The sequence below is a fragment of the Pseudomonas sp. WS 5027 genome (assembly GCF_012985695.1).
Lineage (GTDB): Bacteria > Pseudomonadota > Gammaproteobacteria > Pseudomonadales > Pseudomonadaceae > Aquipseudomonas > Aquipseudomonas hygromyciniae.
Window position 1 is genome coordinate 57,557 of record NZ_JAAQWU010000011.1, and the last position, 17,028, is coordinate 74,584.

18 protein-coding genes and 1 riboswitch are annotated in these 17,028 nt (G+C 62.4%); of the genes, 2 read left to right on the top strand and 16 right to left on the bottom strand.

Annotated elements, in window-relative coordinates:
- The first annotated feature begins 102 nt into the window (after positions 1-102).
- Complete coding sequence (locus HBO09_RS14915; RefSeq protein WP_169993308.1) at positions 103-1,395, top strand: outer membrane protein transport protein; 1,293 nt, start codon at positions 103-105, stop codon at positions 1,393-1,395.
- A 65-nt stretch (positions 1,396-1,460) separates the two neighbouring features.
- On the opposite strand, the gene HBO09_RS14920 is transcribed toward HBO09_RS14915, so the two are convergent.
- The 13 genes from HBO09_RS14920 to cobO all read right to left on the bottom strand — a co-directional run bounded on the left by HBO09_RS14920 (position 1,461) and on the right by cobO (position 12,738).
- Entirely contained in the window at positions 1,461-2,012 is a 552-nt protein-coding gene (locus tag HBO09_RS14920; RefSeq protein ID WP_169993311.1) for a redoxin domain-containing protein, read from the bottom strand.
- Positions 2,013-2,162: 150 nt separating this feature from the next.
- Positions 2,163-3,362, bottom strand: a complete 1,200-nt coding sequence (locus HBO09_RS14925) for an MFS transporter (protein ID WP_169993628.1) — start codon at positions 3,360-3,362, stop codon at positions 2,163-2,165.
- A 62-nt stretch (positions 3,363-3,424) separates the two neighbouring features.
- Complete coding sequence (locus tag HBO09_RS14930; RefSeq protein ID WP_169993313.1) at positions 3,425-3,829, bottom strand: MarR family winged helix-turn-helix transcriptional regulator; 405 nt, start codon at positions 3,827-3,829, stop codon at positions 3,425-3,427.
- A gap of 42 nt (positions 3,830-3,871) precedes the next feature.
- Positions 3,872-4,600 (bottom strand): adenosylcobinamide-GDP ribazoletransferase, encoded by a 729-nt coding sequence (locus tag HBO09_RS14935; protein ID WP_169993315.1) that lies wholly within the window; start codon positions 4,598-4,600, stop codon positions 3,872-3,874.
- Entirely contained in the window at positions 4,601-5,185 is a 585-nt protein-coding gene (gene cobC, locus HBO09_RS14940) for an alpha-ribazole phosphatase family protein (RefSeq protein ID WP_169993318.1), read from the bottom strand. It lies immediately after the preceding gene.
- On the bottom strand, positions 5,182-6,237 hold the full coding sequence (cobT, locus tag HBO09_RS14945) for a nicotinate-nucleotide--dimethylbenzimidazole phosphoribosyltransferase (RefSeq protein WP_169993320.1): 1,056 nt from the start codon (positions 6,235-6,237) through the stop codon (positions 5,182-5,184). Before cobT ends, cobC begins: the two co-directional genes overlap by 4 nt.
- Positions 6,234-6,755 (bottom strand): bifunctional adenosylcobinamide kinase/adenosylcobinamide-phosphate guanylyltransferase, encoded by a 522-nt coding sequence (gene cobU / locus HBO09_RS14950; protein ID WP_154906374.1) that lies wholly within the window; start codon positions 6,753-6,755, stop codon positions 6,234-6,236. Before cobU ends, cobT begins: the two co-directional genes overlap by 4 nt.
- A gap of 10 nt (positions 6,756-6,765) precedes the next feature.
- Positions 6,766-8,217 (bottom strand): cobyric acid synthase, encoded by a 1,452-nt coding sequence (locus HBO09_RS14955; protein WP_169993322.1) that lies wholly within the window; start codon positions 8,215-8,217, stop codon positions 6,766-6,768.
- A complete protein-coding gene (cobD, locus tag HBO09_RS14960; protein WP_169993324.1) occupies positions 8,214-9,203 on the bottom strand; it encodes a threonine-phosphate decarboxylase CobD in 990 nt (329 codons plus the stop codon). The genes HBO09_RS14955 and cobD overlap by 4 nt, the downstream gene beginning before the upstream one ends.
- Positions 9,196-10,104 (bottom strand): adenosylcobinamide-phosphate synthase CbiB, encoded by a 909-nt coding sequence (gene cbiB, locus HBO09_RS14965; protein ID WP_169993326.1) that lies wholly within the window; start codon positions 10,102-10,104, stop codon positions 9,196-9,198. The genes cobD and cbiB overlap by 8 nt, the downstream gene beginning before the upstream one ends.
- Entirely contained in the window at positions 10,101-10,751 is a 651-nt protein-coding gene (bluB, locus tag HBO09_RS14970) for a 5,6-dimethylbenzimidazole synthase (RefSeq protein WP_169993328.1), read from the bottom strand. The genes cbiB and bluB overlap by 4 nt, the downstream gene beginning before the upstream one ends.
- Positions 10,748-12,130, bottom strand: a complete 1,383-nt coding sequence (locus HBO09_RS14975) for a cobyrinate a,c-diamide synthase (protein WP_169993330.1) — start codon at positions 12,128-12,130, stop codon at positions 10,748-10,750. Before HBO09_RS14975 ends, bluB begins: the two co-directional genes overlap by 4 nt.
- Positions 12,127-12,738 carry a cob(I)yrinic acid a,c-diamide adenosyltransferase gene (cobO, locus tag HBO09_RS14980; protein WP_169993332.1) on the bottom strand — a complete coding sequence of 204 codons (612 nt, stop codon included), beginning with the start codon at positions 12,736-12,738 and terminating at the stop codon, positions 12,127-12,129. The genes HBO09_RS14975 and cobO overlap by 4 nt, the downstream gene beginning before the upstream one ends.
- 79 nt (positions 12,739-12,817) lie before the next feature.
- A riboswitch (cobalamin riboswitch) is annotated at positions 12,818-13,066 on the bottom strand.
- A gap of 99 nt (positions 13,067-13,165) precedes the next feature.
- Between cobO and HBO09_RS14985 the strand changes: the two genes are divergently transcribed.
- Positions 13,166-14,479, top strand: coding sequence for a sorbosone dehydrogenase family protein (locus HBO09_RS14985; RefSeq protein ID WP_169993334.1), 1,314 nt, complete (start codon positions 13,166-13,168; stop codon positions 14,477-14,479).
- Between the two features lie 134 nt (positions 14,480-14,613).
- On the opposite strand, the gene HBO09_RS14990 is transcribed toward HBO09_RS14985, so the two are convergent.
- The 3 genes from HBO09_RS14990 to hda form a co-directional block, all read right to left on the bottom strand.
- Positions 14,614-15,153, bottom strand: coding sequence for a C40 family peptidase (locus tag HBO09_RS14990; RefSeq protein WP_169993336.1), 540 nt, complete (start codon positions 15,151-15,153; stop codon positions 14,614-14,616).
- Positions 15,154-15,297: 144 nt separating this feature from the next.
- Entirely contained in the window at positions 15,298-15,927 is a 630-nt protein-coding gene (locus HBO09_RS14995; RefSeq protein ID WP_169993338.1) for an NlpC/P60 family protein, read from the bottom strand.
- Positions 15,928-16,140: 213 nt separating this feature from the next.
- Positions 16,141-16,845: a DnaA regulatory inactivator Hda gene (gene hda / locus HBO09_RS15000; protein WP_032857040.1), complete on the bottom strand. Its 705-nt coding sequence runs from the start codon at positions 16,843-16,845 to the stop codon at positions 16,141-16,143.
- Positions 16,846-17,028: the final 183 nt, after the last annotated feature.

The window sequence follows — 17,028 nt, forward strand, 5'->3', positions numbered from 1 at the left end:
GATTGTCCTACAAAACTGCTCTATCTCCTACATTACAGCCTATAGCGCTGAGTTAATTTTATTGGTACTTTCCGCAGCGGTGATCACCTCGGAGTTCTAATAATGAAAAAAGTAATGCTCAAGACCACACTTAGCCTCGCCGTTGCCATGGCCTCTTCCCAACTGTTCGCAAGCGGCTTTGCCCTCAACGAACAAAGCGTCAGCGGTATGGGTACCGGGTTCGCAGGCCGTTCTTCTTCTGCCGATGATGCAAGCACTGTTTTTGGCAACCCTGCCGGTATGGCTCGCCTTGAAGGCCAGCAAGTCACAGGCGGTGTTGCGGCGATTGATGCCACGACCAATATCAGCCAGGTCAGCGGCAACACAAATACCCGCGGTAGCAACAAAGGCGATATGGTGCCTTTCACTGCCGTACCGTTCGGTTTCTACACCAACAAACTCAATGATCAATGGGCAGTCGGTTTCGGCGTCTATGCGCCGTTCGGCCTGGTCACTGACTACGAACGTGGCTTCCAGGGCCGTGGCTTTGGCAGCAAAAGCGAAGTGAAGGTCATTACCTTCCAGCCAACTGTCAGCTATGCCTTCAACGACCGGGTGTCCGTAGGTTTCGGTCCGACCTTCAACCGCATCGCCGGTACGCTGGAGTCGGATGTTTCGCTGCCGCAAGTACCTAACGCAGTCAACAACATCAAGATCAAGGGTGACGATACCGCCCTGGGCTTTAACGTTGGCGTGCTGGTACAAGCCACCGACACCACCCGCGTGGGCCTGACCTACCATTCGAAAGTGAAGTACAAGCTCGAAGGCCACACCGAAGTGTCCCCGGGCGCTGGCGTTCCACCGCAGCTGCTGCGCGGCAACCGCTACGACGCTTCGCTGAAGATCGACACCCCTGAATCCTGGGACCTGTCGGTGACCCAGGACATGAACGATGCCTGGAAGCTGTATGCCGGCGCGACCTGGACACGCTGGAGCCGCCTGAAAGACATCACCGTCAACAACGAAGGCGTCACTACGGGCAACGGCGGCGGTGCAGGGCCACAGCTGGTGGGCACCATCAAGGAAGATCAGAACTGGCACGACACCTGGGCTTACGCAGTCGGCACCTCGTACCAGCTGACCAAGCAAGTGGTCCTGCGCACTGGCCTGACCTTCGACCAGTCGCCTACCAACAACACTAATCGTTCGCCACGTATCCCTACTGGCGACCGGACAATCTTCAGTGTTGGCTTGGGCTACGCAGTCATGGATAACATGACTATCGACCTGGCCTATTCGTACCTGCAGGAAGAAGACGTCAAGGTCAACAGCCACAACAAGCTGGGCCAGACGTACAACGCCAAGTATGAAAACAGCGCCAACGGTTTTGGCCTGGGCATGACGTACAAGTTCTGATCCAACGCTGCATAAAAAAGCCCCGCTCTCCTGCAAAGGAGGCGGGGCTTTTTAGTGGCCGATAATCAGGGCTTGGAAGCCAGCGCCTGCTCCACGGCCTCGATCAGGTCAGGGCTGTCCGGCTTGGTCAGGCTGGAGAAGCTGGCGATTACCTTGCCCTGGCGGTCCACTACGTATTTGTAGAAATTCCACTTCGGTGCGTTGCTCTGCTCGGCCAGGACCTTGAACAGGTGTGCCGCATCGGGGCCCCTGACCTTCTGTGGCTCGGTCATGGTGAAGGTCACGCCATAGTTCACATAGCAAACCTTGGCGGTCTCTTCGCCCGTCTTGGCTTCCTGCTTGAAGTCATCGGAAGGCACGCCAATCACTTCCAGGCCGTCGCCCTTGTAGCGCTGATACAACGCCTCCAGGCCTTTGAACTGCGGGGCGAACCCACAGAAACTGGCGGTATTGACGATCACCAGAGGCTTGCCGGCAAAGCGCTGGCACAGGTCGATGGACTCCTTGGCGCGTAACTTCGGCAACTGGCCTTCAAGCAACGACGGACAATCGGCGGCCATGGCGACACCGCCAAAAGCCATCATCAGGGCGGGTACTGCGAGCCAGCGCATCAACATGTCGAGATTCCTTGGACAGAGTCAGACAAGCAACCTAACAGATCGCCATACCCAGTTGCATCAACGCCAGCCCGCTGCGCTGCCAGCCCCACCAGGCCAACAGCAACAGCGTCAGCAGACCGGCTGCGCCAAACCAGTATCCGAGCGAGTTCATGCCACCCCCATCTGCGCCTGCAACCTTGCCACCGGCCGCTCACGCACCGGCCAGTTAAGGGCGGCCGCGACCAGGCTCAAGACAATCGCCACCTGCCAGATCAAATCGTAGTTGCCCGTTCGATCATAGACCACGCCACCCAGCCAACCGCCAAGGAACGAACCCAACTGATGGAACAGGAACACGATCCCACCCAGCATCGACAGGTTTCTCACCCCGAACAAGGTCGCCACCGTACCGTTGGTCAGCGGCACGGTCGACAGCCACAAAAAGCCCATGGCCATGCCGAACAGGTAGGCGCTCATCTGTGTCACCGGCGCCCACAGGAACAGCACAATCACCACCGCCCGCAGCAGGTACAACGCCGTGAGCAAGCGCGGCTTGGACATCCGCCCACCGAGCCAGCCTGCCGTGTAGGTGCCGAAGATATTGAACAGGCCGATCAGCGCCAGCACCGTGGTGCCGACGGTCGCCGGCAGATGCTGGTCCACCAGGTACGCCGGCAAGTGCACGCCGATAAACACCACCTGGAAACCGCAGACAAAAAAGCCAAAGGCCAGCAACCAGAACCCGGAATGGGAACAGGCTTCCTGCAAGGCCTCGCGCAGGGCTTGCTGACCAGCCATGACCGGTAGCGGGCGATCCTTGATCATCGTCACCAGTGGCACAATCAGCGCCACCAGCAGGCCCAGCACCAGCAAGGCCGCGGACCAGCCCAGCCAGCCGATCAGGCCCAGGGTGCCCGGCAACATGGCGAACTGGCCGAAAGAACCGGCAGCACTGGCAATGCCCATGGCCATGCTGCGTTTTTCCGGGGCCACGGCACGCCCTACCACGCCGAGGATCACCGAGAACGAGGTGCCGGACAGGCCGATACCAATCAGCAAGCCGGCACTCAAAGACAGCGACCACGCCGAATCAGACAGGCCCATGAACACCAGGCCCAAGGCATACAGCACGCCACCGATCATCACGACTTTGGCCGCGCCAAAGCGGTCGGCCAGGGCCCCGGTAAACGGCTGCGCCAGGCCCCAGATCAGGTTTTGCAAAGCGATGGCAAAGGCAAAGGTTTCACGGCCCCAGCCGAATTCGGCACTCATGGGCGCCAGGAACAGGCCAAAGCCATGCCGCACGCCCAGGGAAAGCGCCAGGATCAGCGCACTCCCGACAAGAATCCAGCCACTGGTACGCCACATCGAGGTCATTATTATTCTCCGCTCACGGGTATATACCCGCTTGTATTCGAACAAACCCGCGTTTAAGCGAGTTCGTCCAGCAAGGCCAACAGGGTTTCGCGTTTTTGCACGCCCAATTTATCGATCAATTTCTGCTGCGCCGCTTCCCAGGCCGGCAACGCGGCCGCCAGGCGCTGCTGGCCTTCCTCGGTGAGCATTACCAGGCGATTGCGCAGATCATCGCCCTCGACCAACCGAACCAGGCCTTCACCCTCCAGCACCCGCAGGTTACGCCCCAGGGTACTGCGGTCCAGGCCCATGGCATCGGCCAGGCTGGAAATGCTCGGCTGGTCCAGGCGCTGCAGATTACACAGCAAGGAATACTGGGCGACGTTGATCCCGAAGCCATCGAGGGCGCCGTCGTAGTGCCTGCTGACGCCACGGGCGGCACGACGCAGGTTGGTGCATAAACATTGGGAGGCAAGCATGGAGCGTGTATATACCCGGGATTAAGGAAATGCAAGAAAGTGTTACAGAGCCAGGCCGATCACCACTGCTACTTCGAGCAGCTCCAGCAAGGCGCCGGCCGTGTCTCCGGTCGTGCCGCCCAGTCGATTGATCATCACCTGGCGCAGTCCTATAAAGCAGATAGCGGCCAGCAGCACCGCGACTCCACCACTGAAGCCGCCGATCAACACACAGGCCAGGCCGCTGAGGATCAGCACCTGCTGCCCGACAATCCGTGGCAAATGATCAGCCAGCGCCTGGCCCAGGCCCCCGGCGCGCACATAGCGAGTGGTGAGAAACAGCGCCAGCAGCGCGCTGCGGCCGATCAATGGGGCGAGGATCAACGCAGCGCCATTGTGTTGCTCGATCAACGCCACCAAGGCGGTGAATTTGAGCAGCAGCACCAAGCCCAGGGTGACCACGGCAATCGGGCCGCTGCGCGGGTCCTTCATGATGGTCAGGGTGCGTTCGCGGTCGCCAAAGCCACCCAGCCACGCATCGGCACTGTCCGCCAGGCCATCCAAGTGCAAGCCGCCACTGAGCAGCACCCACGCCGTCAGCAGCAGGGCCGCGTGCAGCAGCAGCGGCGCGCCCATCAACAGCGTGTTCAAGCCCCACAGCAGTAGCCCGAACAGCAGCCCCACCAGCGGATAAAACAGCAGCGAACGCCCCAGTTCCTGGGGTTGCGGCATGCCCGGCAGGCGGATTGGCAGGCTGCTGAGAAACTGCAAGGCAATCCAAAAGGGCAACATTCAGGCGCCCTCGCTCAAGACGCCATCGGCCTCGACCCGCAGGCTGAACAAGCCGCCGTGCCCCACCTCGACATTCAACAATTGTTCACGGGGCAAGCCACGGGCCTGGGCCAGCAATAAACGCATGACACCACCATGGCTGATCAGCAGCACCCGTTGCCCGGCATACAGCTGATGCAGGCGTAGGACAGCGTCGCGTACACGCCGGGAAAACCCTTCGACAGGCTCGCCACCCGGCGGCGTAAAGCTATAGGGATCAGCCCAGAACAGGCCCAGCGCTTGGGCGTCGGTCTCCATCAACTTCGCTGCGCTCTGCCCTTCCCAGGCGCCGAAGTGCAGCTCCTGCAGATCCTGCTCCAGGTGCACCGGCAGGTTCAGGCGTGCGCCCAACTCGTCGGCAAACCGCGCGCAACGTTGCAGCGGCGAGCTGATCAGGCGATCCCACGGCCCGCGCGCCTGCACCGCCTGCACCGCCTCGCGCATCTGCGTCCAGCCCTTGGCAGTCAGCGCATCATCCAGGCTGCCCCGCAAACCGCCGCCCAGTTCGGTTTCACCATGGCGCAACAGGTCCAGATGCAAGGTCATGCCGGGCGATCCGCCACAGCCGCCTCAGCGAATGTCGCCATCTGTCCGTGCAACGCACAGGCCAGGCGCAGCAGTGGCACCGCCAGCGCCGCACCACTGCCCTCGCCCAGGCGCAGGCCCAGTTCCAGCAGCGGCTGGGCTTGCAGGCTTTGCAGCACGTGGCGATGGCCCGGCTCGGCGCCCCGGTGGCCGAACAACAGCCATGGCCGGCAGGACGGGTTCAGACGCGTGGCGACCAGCGCCGCGACGGTGCAGATAAACCCGTCGACCAGCACCACCACACCCGCTTGGGCACAGGCCAGATAGGCTCCCACCAACCCGGCGATCTCCAGGCCTCCGAGATTGAACAGGGTCTGCAACGGGTCGCCCCGCTGCCCGGCATGCAGTGCCAGGGCGCGCTCGATCACCGCTACTTTGTGGCTCACACCCTGGGCATTCAGGCCGGTGCCGGGGCCGGTCAGGTCGCTGACCTGGCAATCGAGCAACGCACAGGCCAGCGCACTAGCAGCAGTGGTGTTGCCGATGCCCATCTCGCCGCCGATAAACAGCTGCGCACCGGCGTTGATCGCCCGCTGCACGCTGTCACGCCCCGCCGCCAGGGCCAGTTGGCCCTGAGCCTCGGTCATGGCCGCGCCCAGCACGAAATTGGCCGTGCCCGGGGCGATATTCAGGTGGCGCACGCCCGGCAGGTCCAGGGACGGCGTGACAGTGCCCAGGTCCACCACTTCCAGCCGCGCATCCAGTTGGAGGGCCAATACGCTGATCGCCGCGCCACCACTGACAAAGTTATGCAGCATCTGCCCGGTGACTTCCTGGGGATAGGCCGACACACCTTCGGCGACCACACCGTGATCACCGGCAAAGATGGTGATCCACACGTGCTCGACCGTCGGTTTGACCCGGCCCTGCAAACCGGCCAATTGCACCGCCAGCGCTTCCAGTTGCCCCAGGGACCCGGCGGGTTTGGTCAGTTGTTGCTGGCGGGCCAGGGCTTGTTCATAGGCCGTGGCGTCCAGCGCCTTGCAGGGGTCCAGCCACCAGGATTGGCTCATAACGCAGTACCTTTCAAAGTCAGGGGCAGGCCCGCAACGGTCAGCACGACACGCTGACAACGCTCGGCCAGGGCTTGATGCAGCCAACCGGCTTCATCCACATAGCGGCGAGTCAATTCGCCCAGCGGCACGACACCCAGACCGGTCTCGTTGCTGACAAAAATGATTTCCCCCGGCAGCGACGCCAGGCAGTCCAGCAGTTGTTCGCGCTCCACACCCAAGCGCTGCGGATCATCCAGCATCAACAGGTTGGTGAGCCACAGGGTCAGGCAATCAACCAGCAGGCACTGGCCGGGGGCGGCGTGTTCGCGCAGGACCCGCGCCAGTTCCAGCGGCTCTTCGATCAGGCCCCAATGGCTTGGGCGACGCTGGCGATGCAGGGCCACGCGCGCGTTCATTTCACCGTCCTGGGGTTGGCTGGTGGCGATATACGTGACAGGCATGGCGCTGTCGCTGGCGAGTTTTTCAGCCAGGCGACTCTTGCCGGAACGGGCGCCGCCGAGGATCAGTTGCAACATGGTCAAACCCTCAAATGCCACATAACTGGCGCAGCAACCGGGTGTCCAGATGCTGCTCCACCAGGTCCGCCAGGCGCTCGATATCGCGCTCGCGCAAGCCGTGATAATCCACCTCCTGCACATCCTGCAAACCGGCCCAACGCAGCAAGGCGCTGCATGCGGCGGGAGTCTCGAACAGCCCGTGCAGATAGGTGCCGAGGATCTGCCCGTCATCGCTACAAGCACCGTCGCTGCGACCGTCATCCAAACGCACGGCTGGCTGCTCCAGGGCAGTACCTCGGGTCACGCCCGCATGGATCTCATAACCGCTGACCGGCGCATCTTCCAGCACCAGCCGGCCACGCACATTGCGCAATTGTTTCTCGGATTCCAAGGTGGTGCTGAACGCCAGCAGGCCCAGGCCATCACTGGAGCCCGCTGTGCCTTCCAGGCCGAGCGGATCGTGAACTTGCGCGCCCAGCATCTGCAGGCCACCGCAGATACCCAGGACCTTGCCGCCATAGCGCAAGTGCCGGGCGATCGCACGGTCCCAGCCATTGGCGCGCAGGTAGGCCAAGTCGCTGCGCACACTTTTCGAGCCGGGCAGGATGATCAGGTCAGCGGCAGGGATCGCCTGCCCCGGCCCGACAAACTGCAAATCCACCTGGGGATGCAGGCGCAGCGGGTCAAAGTCCGTGTGATTGCTGATGCGCGGCAATACCGGCACCACCACTTTGAGCACCTGCGCCGCCTTGTCGATCTGGCGCTGGTCGATGCCATCCTCGGCTTCCAGGTGCAGGTCCATCACATAGGGCAGCACGCCGAGCACCGGTTTGCCGGTGCGCGCTTCAAGCCAATCGAGGCCCGGTTGCAGCAGCGCGATATCGCCGCGAAAGCGGTTGATGATAAAACCCTTGACCCGCGCCTGTTCCGACGGCGATAGCAACTCCAACGTGCCGACCAAGTGGGCGAACACCCCGCCGCGATTGATATCGGCGATCAGCAGTACCGGGCAATCCACCGCTTCGGCGAACCCCATGTTGGCGATGTCGTTGGCCCGCAGATTGATCTCGGCCGGCGAGCCCGCGCCTTCGACCATCACCACAGGGTAGGCCGCACTCAAACGCCCATGGGAGGCCAGCACCGCCTGCATGGCGACGGCCTTGTAGTCGTGATAGGCCACGGCATTCATGCTCGTCACCGCATGGCCATGGATGATGACCTGGGAGCCCGTGTCGCTATTGGGCTTGAGCAGCACCGGGTTCATATCGGTGTGCGGCGCGAGGTTGGCGGCCTGGGCCTGCACGGCCTGGGCACGGCCGATCTCGCCACCTTCTGCCGTGACCGCACTGTTGAGCGCCATGTTCTGCGGTTTGAAGGGCACCACCGGCACGCCCTGGCGCACGACCCAGCGGCACAGCGCGGTCACCAACGTGCTTTTGCCCGCGTCGGAGGTGGTGCCTTGCACCATCAAGGTGGTCATGAGGCTTGTTTCCAGGCAGTCAGGGCTTGTTCAAGGCGCAGCCAATCGGCGTCGGTCCCGGGCAGGCCAAAACGCAGGCTGCTGTCGTGGACAAACAGGCGCAGGAGGATGCCGCGCTGGGCCATGAACTCATGCAACTGCTCGGCGCGATCGGCGACCAGCCACTGGAACAGCGCGCAGCCACCTTGTGGGCGCAGGCCATACTGATCCAGCAGGCTGAACAGGCGCTGGCTCGCTTCTTCGCAGCGCTGACGCTGGTGGGCGTGGCCGGCGCTGTCGCGCAGGCAGACCTGCCCCAACTCCCGGGTCGGCCCGCTGACCGCCCACGGCCCGACCTGTTCGGCCAGCAGCTTGAGCAGCTTGCGCTCGGTCAGGACGAAGCCCAGGCGCACCCCGGCCAGGCCGAAAAACTTGCCGAACGAGCGCAACACAATCAGCCCCACTTGGTTGGCCTGGCTCGCCAGGCTCAAGTGCGGGGTGTTGTCCATAAAGGCTTCATCCACTACCAGCCAGCCACCGCGCTGGGCCAGCCGCGCATGCCAATCCAGCAGGCGCTGGGGGGTAAGGCTCAGGCCGGTTGGGTTATTGGGATTGACCACCACCAGCACGTCGAGGCTGTCGAGGAAGAAGTCGACTTCCTGCTCCAGCACCTCGCGCACGATATAACCGGCGCGGCGCCAGGCCTCGGCATGCTCGGCATAGCACGGCGACAGCACGCCGACCTTGCCCGCTCGGCGCAGGCGCGGCAGCAACTGGATCGCCGCCTGGGAACCCGCCACCGGCAACACCTGGGCCGCGCCGTAATAGTCGCAGGCGGCCTGCTCCAGACCATCATCGCTCTCTGGCAAACGTGCCCAGGCCCGTAATGGGATGGGCGGGATTGGCCAGGGCCAGGGCGCGAGGCCACTGGACAGGTCCAACCAATCTTCCTGGGCGATGCCGTACTGCATCGCGGCTTTGCGCAGCCGGCCACCATGTTCAAGCATAGAATTGTGCCCCCGCGCACAGGATCAACACCCACAACCACACGCCGCGCTGCACCAGTTGCCAGCCACGCTCGATGGAATCGGCATCGGCCGGTGGTCCTTCGCCGAGGACCGGACGCTGGTGCAGCTCACCGTGATAAATCGCCGCACCGCCCAACTCGACGCCCAGGGCGCCAGCACCGGCGGCCATCACCGGGCCGGCATTCGGGCTGTCCCAGGTCGGGCCCTGGCGGCGCCAGCATTTGAGCGCCAGGCGCGTTTTGCCGAGCACGGCGTAGGTCAACGCCACCAGGCGCGCGGGAATGTAATTAAGCAGATCGTCAATTTTCGCCGCCGCCCAGCCGAAGCGTTCAAAGCGTTCGTTGCGATAGCCCCACATGGCATCCAGGGTATTGCTCAGGCGGTACAGCACCACGCCCGGCACCCCGGCCACGACAAACCAGAACAGCGCGGCGAACACCGCGTCGCTGCCGTTTTCCAGCACCGACTCGGTGGCGGCGCGCGCCACTTCAGTGCTGTCCAATTCGCTGGTCTGGCGGCTGACCAGGTAACTGACGCGCGTGCGTGCCTCGTCCAGATCCCCACTGCGCAGGGCCTGGGCCACCGGCAACACGTGCTCACCCAGGCTGCGCATGCCCAAGGCCAGGTACAACGCGAGGATCTCGATCACCCAGCCAACGTAAGGCGCCCAGGACAAGGCCGTGGCCAGCAAGGTCAGCGGTATCACGGTGATAAACCACGCGGTCACGCCATGGCTGCGCCAGCCGCGACCTGCGGAGTTGAAACGCTGCTCGATGCGCTCGGCAAAATTGCCGAACGCCACCAGCGGATGCCAGCGCCTGGGCTCGCCCAGCAGCGCATCCAGCGCCACTGCAGCGACACTCAGCAAGGCCACACTCATTGATTCACTCCCCAATAGTTCTCATACAGCATGTCACTCAGCGGACGCGGTTCGGTCCAGCCTTCGAGTTGCAACATCGGTGCCGGGTAGAACTCCGTCACCGGGCCCAGGCACAGCACGGCCAGCGGCTTGGCGCCGGGCGGCAGGCCCAGCAGGTCGGCCAGGTCCCGGGGTTCGAACAACGACACCCAGCCCATGCCCAGGCCTTCGGCGCGGGAAGCCAGCCACAGATTCTGGATCGCGCAGGACAGCGAGGCCAGGTCCATTTCCGGCAACGTGCGCCGGCCGAAGATATGCCGCTCACGATCATCCATCAACGCCGCCACCAACACCTCGGCGCAGTCGTTGATGCCTTCGACCTTGAGCTTCATAAAGTCATCCGAACGCTCGCCCAGGGCAGCCGCGGTGCGTAGGCGTTCTGCTTCCACCAACTGCTGGATCTGCCCGCGCAGGTTGCGGTCGCTGATACGGATAAAGCGCCACGGCTGCATCAGGCCGACGCTGGGGGCCTGGTGCGCGGCTTGCAGCAGGCGATGCAAGAGCTCGGGGGCGACAGTGCCGCCACTGAAGTGGCGCATATCACGGCGTTCGGCGATGGCGCGGTAGATGGCCTGGCGTTCGGCTGCGGGGAAGGCGTTGTCGGTCATGACCCTATCGCGGGCAAGCCCGCTCCTACATTTGCAATGCAATCCCCTGTGGGAGCTGGCTTGCCTGCGATAGCGGCGTCCCGCTCAGGCGCAAAAAGCGCGGCCACCGCAACCGGGTTCGACGGGAAATAAAAGTGCACATAGGAGGCCGTCATCCGCCCCTGGCGATACACCGCCTCGGCGCCGCGCCCACCATTGGGGCTCAGGCCGCGGGCAATCGGCTGCCATTGCGTGCTGGTCAGGGAGTGATGATAGGTATGGCCGCGCAGCACGCCTTCCGGCAATTCAACCGTTTGCAGGGCCAGGGCCGCCAGGCGTTTCTGCATGACCGCATCGCCTTGCAAGAGCCCCAGCAGTTCGGCGCGAGTGCCCTCGACATCGGTCAATGAGTCGAGCAAATAGAGCATGCCGCCACATTCGGCCAACAACGGCTTACCTGCGCCGTGATGGGCGCGGATCGCCTGCAGCATCGCGGTGTTTTGCGACAACGCCTGATGATGCAGCTCCGGGTAACCACCGGGCAGATAGAGGCTGTCGGCGTCGGGCAACACGCGGTCATGGATCGGCGAGAAGAAATGCAATTGGGCGCCCATCGCCCGTAGCAAGTCGAGGCTCGCGCCATAGGTGAACGCGAAAGCTTCATCACGGGCCACGGCAATCCGTACCCCGTCCAGCAAAGGTTCGGCCTCGATCAGCTCGGGTGCGGCGAACTCCACCGGCGGCGGCAGTGCTACCTCGCAACTGCCGGCCAGGGCTTCGGCGGCCGCATCCAGGCGCAGGTCCAGGTCGTTCAACTCGCTGGCCTGCACCAGGCCCAGATGGCGGCTCGGCAGTTCGATCCCGGTTTCCCGGGACAGCGCGCCGTACCAGCGCAGACCTTCGGTCAGGCTGCCTTCAAGCAATTGCGCATGGCGCACGGTCCCGACGCGGTTGGCCAAGACCCCGGCGAACGGCAGGTCCGCCTGGTAACGCGCCAGCCCCAGCGCCAGGGCGCCGAAGGTCTGGGCCATGGCGGTGCCGTCGATCACCGCCAGCACGGGCACGCCAAAATGGCGCGCCAGGTCGGCGCTGGAGGGGGTGCCGTCGAAAAGACCCATCACGCCCTCGATCAGAATCAGGTCCGCCTCCCCCGCTGCTTCCCACAGCAAACGGCGACTTTCCTGCTCGCCCACCATCCACATGTCCAATTGATAGACCGGCGCGCCGCTGGCGCGCTCATGGATCATCGGGTCAAGAAAGTCCGGGCCGCATTTGAACACCCGGACCTTGCGCCCCAGGTTGCGGTGCAAACGGGCCAGGGCGGCGGTGACGGTAGTCTTGCCCTGGCCTGACGCCGGCGCGGCGATCAGCACGGCAGGGCAATGGCGCGGCTGGTTCAAAGTTCGATGCCTTTCTGTGCCTTGATACCGGCCTGGAACGCGTGCTTGAGCATGCCCATTTCGGTGACGGTGTCGGCCATTTCAATCAGCTGCGGCTTGGCGCCGCGACCGGTGACCAGCACGTGCTGCATCGGTGGCCGGGCTTGCAGGTCGCTCAACACCTGGTCCAGGTCGAGATAACCGTGCTTGAGCGCAATGTTCAGCTCATCCAGCACCACCAGGCCGATGGACGGATCCTGCAACATTTCCCGGGAGACTTTCCAGGCCGCTTCGGCAGCGACGATATCGCGCTGGCGGTCCTGGGTTTCCCAGGTAAAGCCCTCGCCCATCACATGGAACCGTACCTGTTCGGGGAAGCGGCGGAAGAACAACTCTTCACCGGTGCTGTTGCGCCCCTTGATGAACTGCACCACACCACATTGCATACCGTGACCCATGGCGCGGGCCAGCATGCCAAACGCCGAGCTGCTTTTGCCTTTGCCATTGCCGGTCAATACCAGCAGCAAACCGCATTCATTCGGTGAATTGGCAATGCGCTCATCAATCACCGCTTTTTTGCGCAGCATGCGCGCCAGGTGGCGTTCGTCACGATCAGGGGAATCAGTCATGGCAGCTCTCCGTTGGGGCTGGACAAAAACGGCGGGCAGGAAAAGACAATCTATATGAAGCCAAGCATCGCCCACCGTGATGCTGTTGGATGAATCAGGCCGGTCTCCGGGCTCATGAGTGGCGCCCTGTTGACCAGGGCGGGCCGACGATGCGCCTTCCCATATCGCACGCGATACAGTGGCAAAAGCAGCGTCTTGACTCATTTACCGTTGCGGGGGCAGCGCCGGGATCGTGGCCGCACTGTAGAAAAGTGCGCGCACTCACCGGCTTCCCTGTTTCACTCGGTCGACGCGTACGTCACAGAGCACCTGAAACAAGCGGCGAAGGTTAGTGGGTTGGGGGTACAGCGTCAATTAAAGCCGGCCACGCACTTGAACCATCGCCACGCACCGTACCTCTATGACTACAGGCATTGAGGAGAAAAACATGCACAAGACCCGACTCGCCGTACTGATCATGGCCGCAGGCGCACTCGCCGCCTGCGGGGAAAGCTCAACCTTGCAGGTCTCCGACGGCACCGGGCCCTCGCCCAAGTTGCCGGAACCGAACAAAACCCTGATCCCCACCGTCAACATCGCCCCGGCCATTGGCTGGCCCGATGGCGCCAAGCCCCAGGCCGCCGCTGGCACCCAGGTCGGCGCCTTCGCCGAAGGCCTGGACCACCCGCGCTGGCTGTATGTATTGCCCAATGGCGATGTGCTGGTGGCCGAGACCAACGCGCCGCCCAAGCCGGATGATTCCAAGGGCATTCGCGGCTGGGTCATGGAAAAGGTCATGGGCCGCGCCGGTGCCGGCGTACCTAGCCCGAACCGCATCACCCTGCTGCGCGATGCCGACCATGATGGCGTGGCGGAAACCCGCACGGTCTTCCTGGAGAACCTCAACTCGCCGTTTGGCATGACCCTGGTGGGCAACGATCTGTATGTGGCCGATTCGGACAAGCTGCTGCGCTTCCCCTATCAACCTGGGGAAACCGCGATCAAGGCGCCAGGCACCAAGGTCATCGACCTGCCGGGCGGCCCGCTGAACCACCACTGGACGAAAAACGTGGTGGCCAGCAAGGATGGCAGCAAGTTGTATGTGAGCGTGGGCTCCAACAGCAACGTCGGCGAAAACGGCCTGGAAGCCGAACAGGGCCGCGCTGCGATCTGGGAGGTCGATCGGGCCAGCGGCAAACAGCGGATTTTTGCCTCCGGCCTGCGTAACCCCAACGGCATGGCCTGGGAGCCACAAAGCGGCAAGCTGTGGACGGCGGTCAACGAGCGCGATGAAATCGGCAGCGATCTGGTGCCGGACTACATCACCTCGGTCAAGGATGGCGGCTTCTATGGCTGGCCGTTCAGTTACTACGGCCAACATGTGGATGTACGGGTCACGCCGCAGGACCCGGACTTGGTAGCCAAGGCCATTGCACCAGACTACGCCGTCGGGCCACACACTGCGTCCCTGGGCCTGACCTTCGCTGAAGGTAATACGCTGCCGGCACAATTTAGCCATGGCGCGTTTATCGGCCAGCATGGTTCGTGGAATCGCAAGCCGCACAGTGGCTACAAGGTGATTTTTGTGCCATTCGAGGGTGGCAAGCCGAAGGGGCAACCGGTGGATGTGCTGACCGGGTTTCTCAACAGTGATGAGAAAGCCATGGGCCGGCCGGTGGGTGTGGTGATCGATCAGCAGGGCGGGTTGTTGGTGGCCGATGATGTGGGGAATAAGGTGTGGCGGGTGTCGGCTGCTAAATAGCAGGACTCGACAACACCACAAAACAATGTGGGAGCGGGCTTGCTCGCGAAAGCGGTGGATCAGTAACAGATGTACTGACTGATCCACCGCTTTCGCGAGCAAGCCCGCTCCCACATTTTTGATCGGTGCAGGTCTTAAGGGTTACGCGCCAGATGCTCCGCCGGCAACACGCGCTTGGCGCTCAGGTAGGCATTCTGCCAATAGGCCTTGGACAGGGTATCAAGCTTCACCGTACCGCCGGTTTGTGGCGCATGGACGAAGCGCCCTTCACCCACATAGATCCCGGCATGGCTGACCTGGGAGCCACCGCCCGTGGCGAAAAACAGCAGGTCACCGGTTTGCAGCGCATCTTCACGCACGTCCTGGGCACGCATCACGATCAACTCGCGGGTGGTGCGCGGCAGCGAGATGCCAGCGGCATCGCGGTAGACAAAACCAATCAGGCCGCTGCAATCAAACCCCGAGTCCGGCGTGTTACCGCCCCAGCGGTAAGGCGTGCCGACCAGGCCCAAGGCGCGAAACAGCACATCTTCGGCAACCGGCGAAAAGCTCTGGGCGGTGTAGTTGAATACCGGCTTGGGCTTGACGGCCACAGGCGCAGGTGGAGGACGGCTGGCGCAGGCACTGAGCAGCGCGGCGCAAACAAGAAGAATTAGGCGGGCCGAGGTCGACATGGGCAGAACAATCCTGATCTGGATGCGGCTTTCGCTGCCGAACGCTGAAAACTAGACCGCGCAAGCAAGCTCGCGCGGTCTGGTTCGCAACAATATCTCAGGATTCTAGCGCTTACGCGTCAAACTTCAAGTATCACTTTAAGTTTACTTGCGGGCGGTAACGCTAGTGGGGGCCATCGCCAGTGCGCGCTTGGCTTCGATGAAGGTCTTGCTCCAGTAGCTGTCGCCCAACTTATCAACCCGTACCCCACCGCTACGGCGGCTGCTGGAGTGGATGAACTGGTCATCGCCCAGATAGATACCGGCGTGGCTGACACGCCCACGGCCATTGGTACTGAAGAAAAGCAGATCACCGGGCTTGAGGTTGTTTCGTGCGACCAACGGTGCATCCACGTTGATCATTTCGCGGGTGGAGCGCGGCAGGTTCATGCCCGCTTCTTCACGAAACAGATAGCCGATAAAGCCACTGCAGTCGAAGCCGGCTTCAGAGGTACCACCGAAACGGTAGCGGGTACCGATCAGGGACATGCCGCGTTCGAGGATGCTGTCGGCCAGCAGCGGCAACTGATAAGGCTTGCTGTCGGAGAACTGGGCCAGTTCTTTTTCGGTCGCCACCTCTTCTTCATAAACAGAAGAAGACTGTGTTGCGACGAATTTGGCTTGATGCTGTTGTTGCGGCTTTTGCTGCTCAGCCACCTGCTGGGGGTGGGTGGCGCAACCAAACAACAGGGTTACGAGTGCGAGAGGCACGAGGGGTGCGAAGCGATTTAGCATGGGCACGACCGTGGCTGATATGTAAAGAAGCCGAGACTATGCCTTCTATGACATCGATTTGCAAATTCAATCGTGATCTATGTGACTTCCTGTTTGACCTATGTCATCTAAGCCCTTAAACCCCATTTAGACCCTTTTGCGTGGCCAGAGCGGCCCAAACGCAGGTTTTCTGGCGCCTGGAATTTGCCAAGAGCCCCGGTTTAAAAGGGCTGGCTACCAGCCGAGGGTTTCTTTGAGGAAGGGGATGGTGAGCTTGCGCTGGGCTTGCAAGGAGGCCTGGTCGAGCTGTTCGAGCAGGTCGAACAATGCGCTCATGCTGCGGGTGCCACGGGTAAGGATGAAATGCCCGACTTCATCGGTCAGGTGCAGACCACGGCGCGAGGCACGCAGCTGCAAGGCACGCAATTTGTCTTCATCGGACAATGGGCGCATCTGGAAGATCAGCGCCAGGGTCAGCCGGGACTTGAGGTCAGCCAGCTTGACCGGCAATTCCCGAGGCGAGGTAGACGCAGCAATCAGCAGGCGCCGGCCACTGTCACGCAGGCGGTTGAACAGATGGAACAGTGCTTCTTCCCAATCCGCCCTGCCAGCGACCGCTTGCAGATCATCCAGGCAAACCAATTCGTATTGTTCGAGGTTGTCGAGGATGCCGATGCCGCGGTCCAGCAGTTCAGCCAACGGCAGGTACACCGCCGGCTCACCCATCTGCTCAAAGCGCAGGCAGGCTGCCTGCAACAGGTGGGTACGCCCCACGCCGTCCTTGCCCCAGAGGTAGATCAGGCTTTCCGTCCACCCGGCGTCGGCTTCGCAGAGCCGCTCGACATAGCCGAGTGCAGCGGCATTGGCGCCTGGGTAGTAATTGATGAAGGTAGCGTCGTCACGCAGACGCACACCTAGGGGCAGCTGAATCGGTTTCATGCTGACTGAACGGCTCCAATCGAACCGTTAGTGGCCTCTGTGAAAAGTTTGCAAAGTTTATACCCGTGACGCCGGGCGCACAATGCAACAGACCACAAGCAAAATCAAAGGTTTGCGTTAACTCATTGGATTTTTTGGAGATTGTTTGACGCTATGGCTAAATGCCAAGCCCTGAAGACAACA

Excerpts from the sequence above, each read along its gene's own strand:
- HBO09_RS14955 (WP_169993322.1), bottom strand. The coding sequence starts at position 8,217 with ATGACCACCTTGATGGTGCAAGGCACCACCTCCGACGCGGGCAAAAGC.
- bluB (WP_169993328.1), bottom strand. The coding sequence starts at position 10,751 with ATGACCGACAACGCCTTCCCCGCAGCCGAACGCCAGGCCATCTACCGC.
- HBO09_RS14985 (WP_169993334.1), top strand. The coding sequence starts at position 13,166 with ATGCACAAGACCCGACTCGCCGTACTGATCATGGCCGCAGGCGCACTC.
- hda (WP_032857040.1), bottom strand. The coding sequence starts at position 16,845 with ATGAAACCGATTCAGCTGCCCCTAGGTGTGCGTCTGCGTGACGACGCT.
- cobC (WP_169993318.1), bottom strand. The coding sequence starts at position 5,185 with ATGACCTTGCATCTGGACCTGTTGCGCCATGGTGAAACCGAACTGGGC.
- cobU (WP_154906374.1), bottom strand. The coding sequence starts at position 6,755 with ATGTTGCAACTGATCCTCGGCGGCGCCCGTTCCGGCAAGAGTCGCCTG.
- HBO09_RS14915 (WP_169993308.1), top strand. The coding sequence starts at position 103 with ATGAAAAAAGTAATGCTCAAGACCACACTTAGCCTCGCCGTTGCCATG.
- HBO09_RS14990 (WP_169993336.1), bottom strand. The coding sequence starts at position 15,153 with ATGTCGACCTCGGCCCGCCTAATTCTTCTTGTTTGCGCCGCGCTGCTC.
- HBO09_RS14995 (WP_169993338.1), bottom strand. The coding sequence starts at position 15,927 with ATGCTAAATCGCTTCGCACCCCTCGTGCCTCTCGCACTCGTAACCCTG.
- cbiB (WP_169993326.1), bottom strand. The coding sequence starts at position 10,104 with ATGAGTGTGGCCTTGCTGAGTGTCGCTGCAGTGGCGCTGGATGCGCTG.
- HBO09_RS14920 (WP_169993311.1), bottom strand. The coding sequence starts at position 2,012 with ATGTTGATGCGCTGGCTCGCAGTACCCGCCCTGATGATGGCTTTTGGC.
- HBO09_RS14930 (WP_169993313.1), bottom strand. The coding sequence starts at position 3,829 with ATGCTTGCCTCCCAATGTTTATGCACCAACCTGCGTCGTGCCGCCCGT.
- cobD (WP_169993324.1), bottom strand. The coding sequence starts at position 9,203 with ATGCTTGAACATGGTGGCCGGCTGCGCAAAGCCGCGATGCAGTACGGC.
- cobO (WP_169993332.1), bottom strand. The coding sequence starts at position 12,738 with ATGACTGATTCCCCTGATCGTGACGAACGCCACCTGGCGCGCATGCTG.
- cobT (WP_169993320.1), bottom strand. The coding sequence starts at position 6,237 with ATGAGCCAATCCTGGTGGCTGGACCCCTGCAAGGCGCTGGACGCCACG.
- HBO09_RS14935 (WP_169993315.1), bottom strand. The coding sequence starts at position 4,600 with ATGTTGCCCTTTTGGATTGCCTTGCAGTTTCTCAGCAGCCTGCCAATC.
- HBO09_RS14925 (WP_169993628.1), bottom strand. The coding sequence starts at position 3,362 with ATGTGGCGTACCAGTGGCTGGATTCTTGTCGGGAGTGCGCTGATCCTG.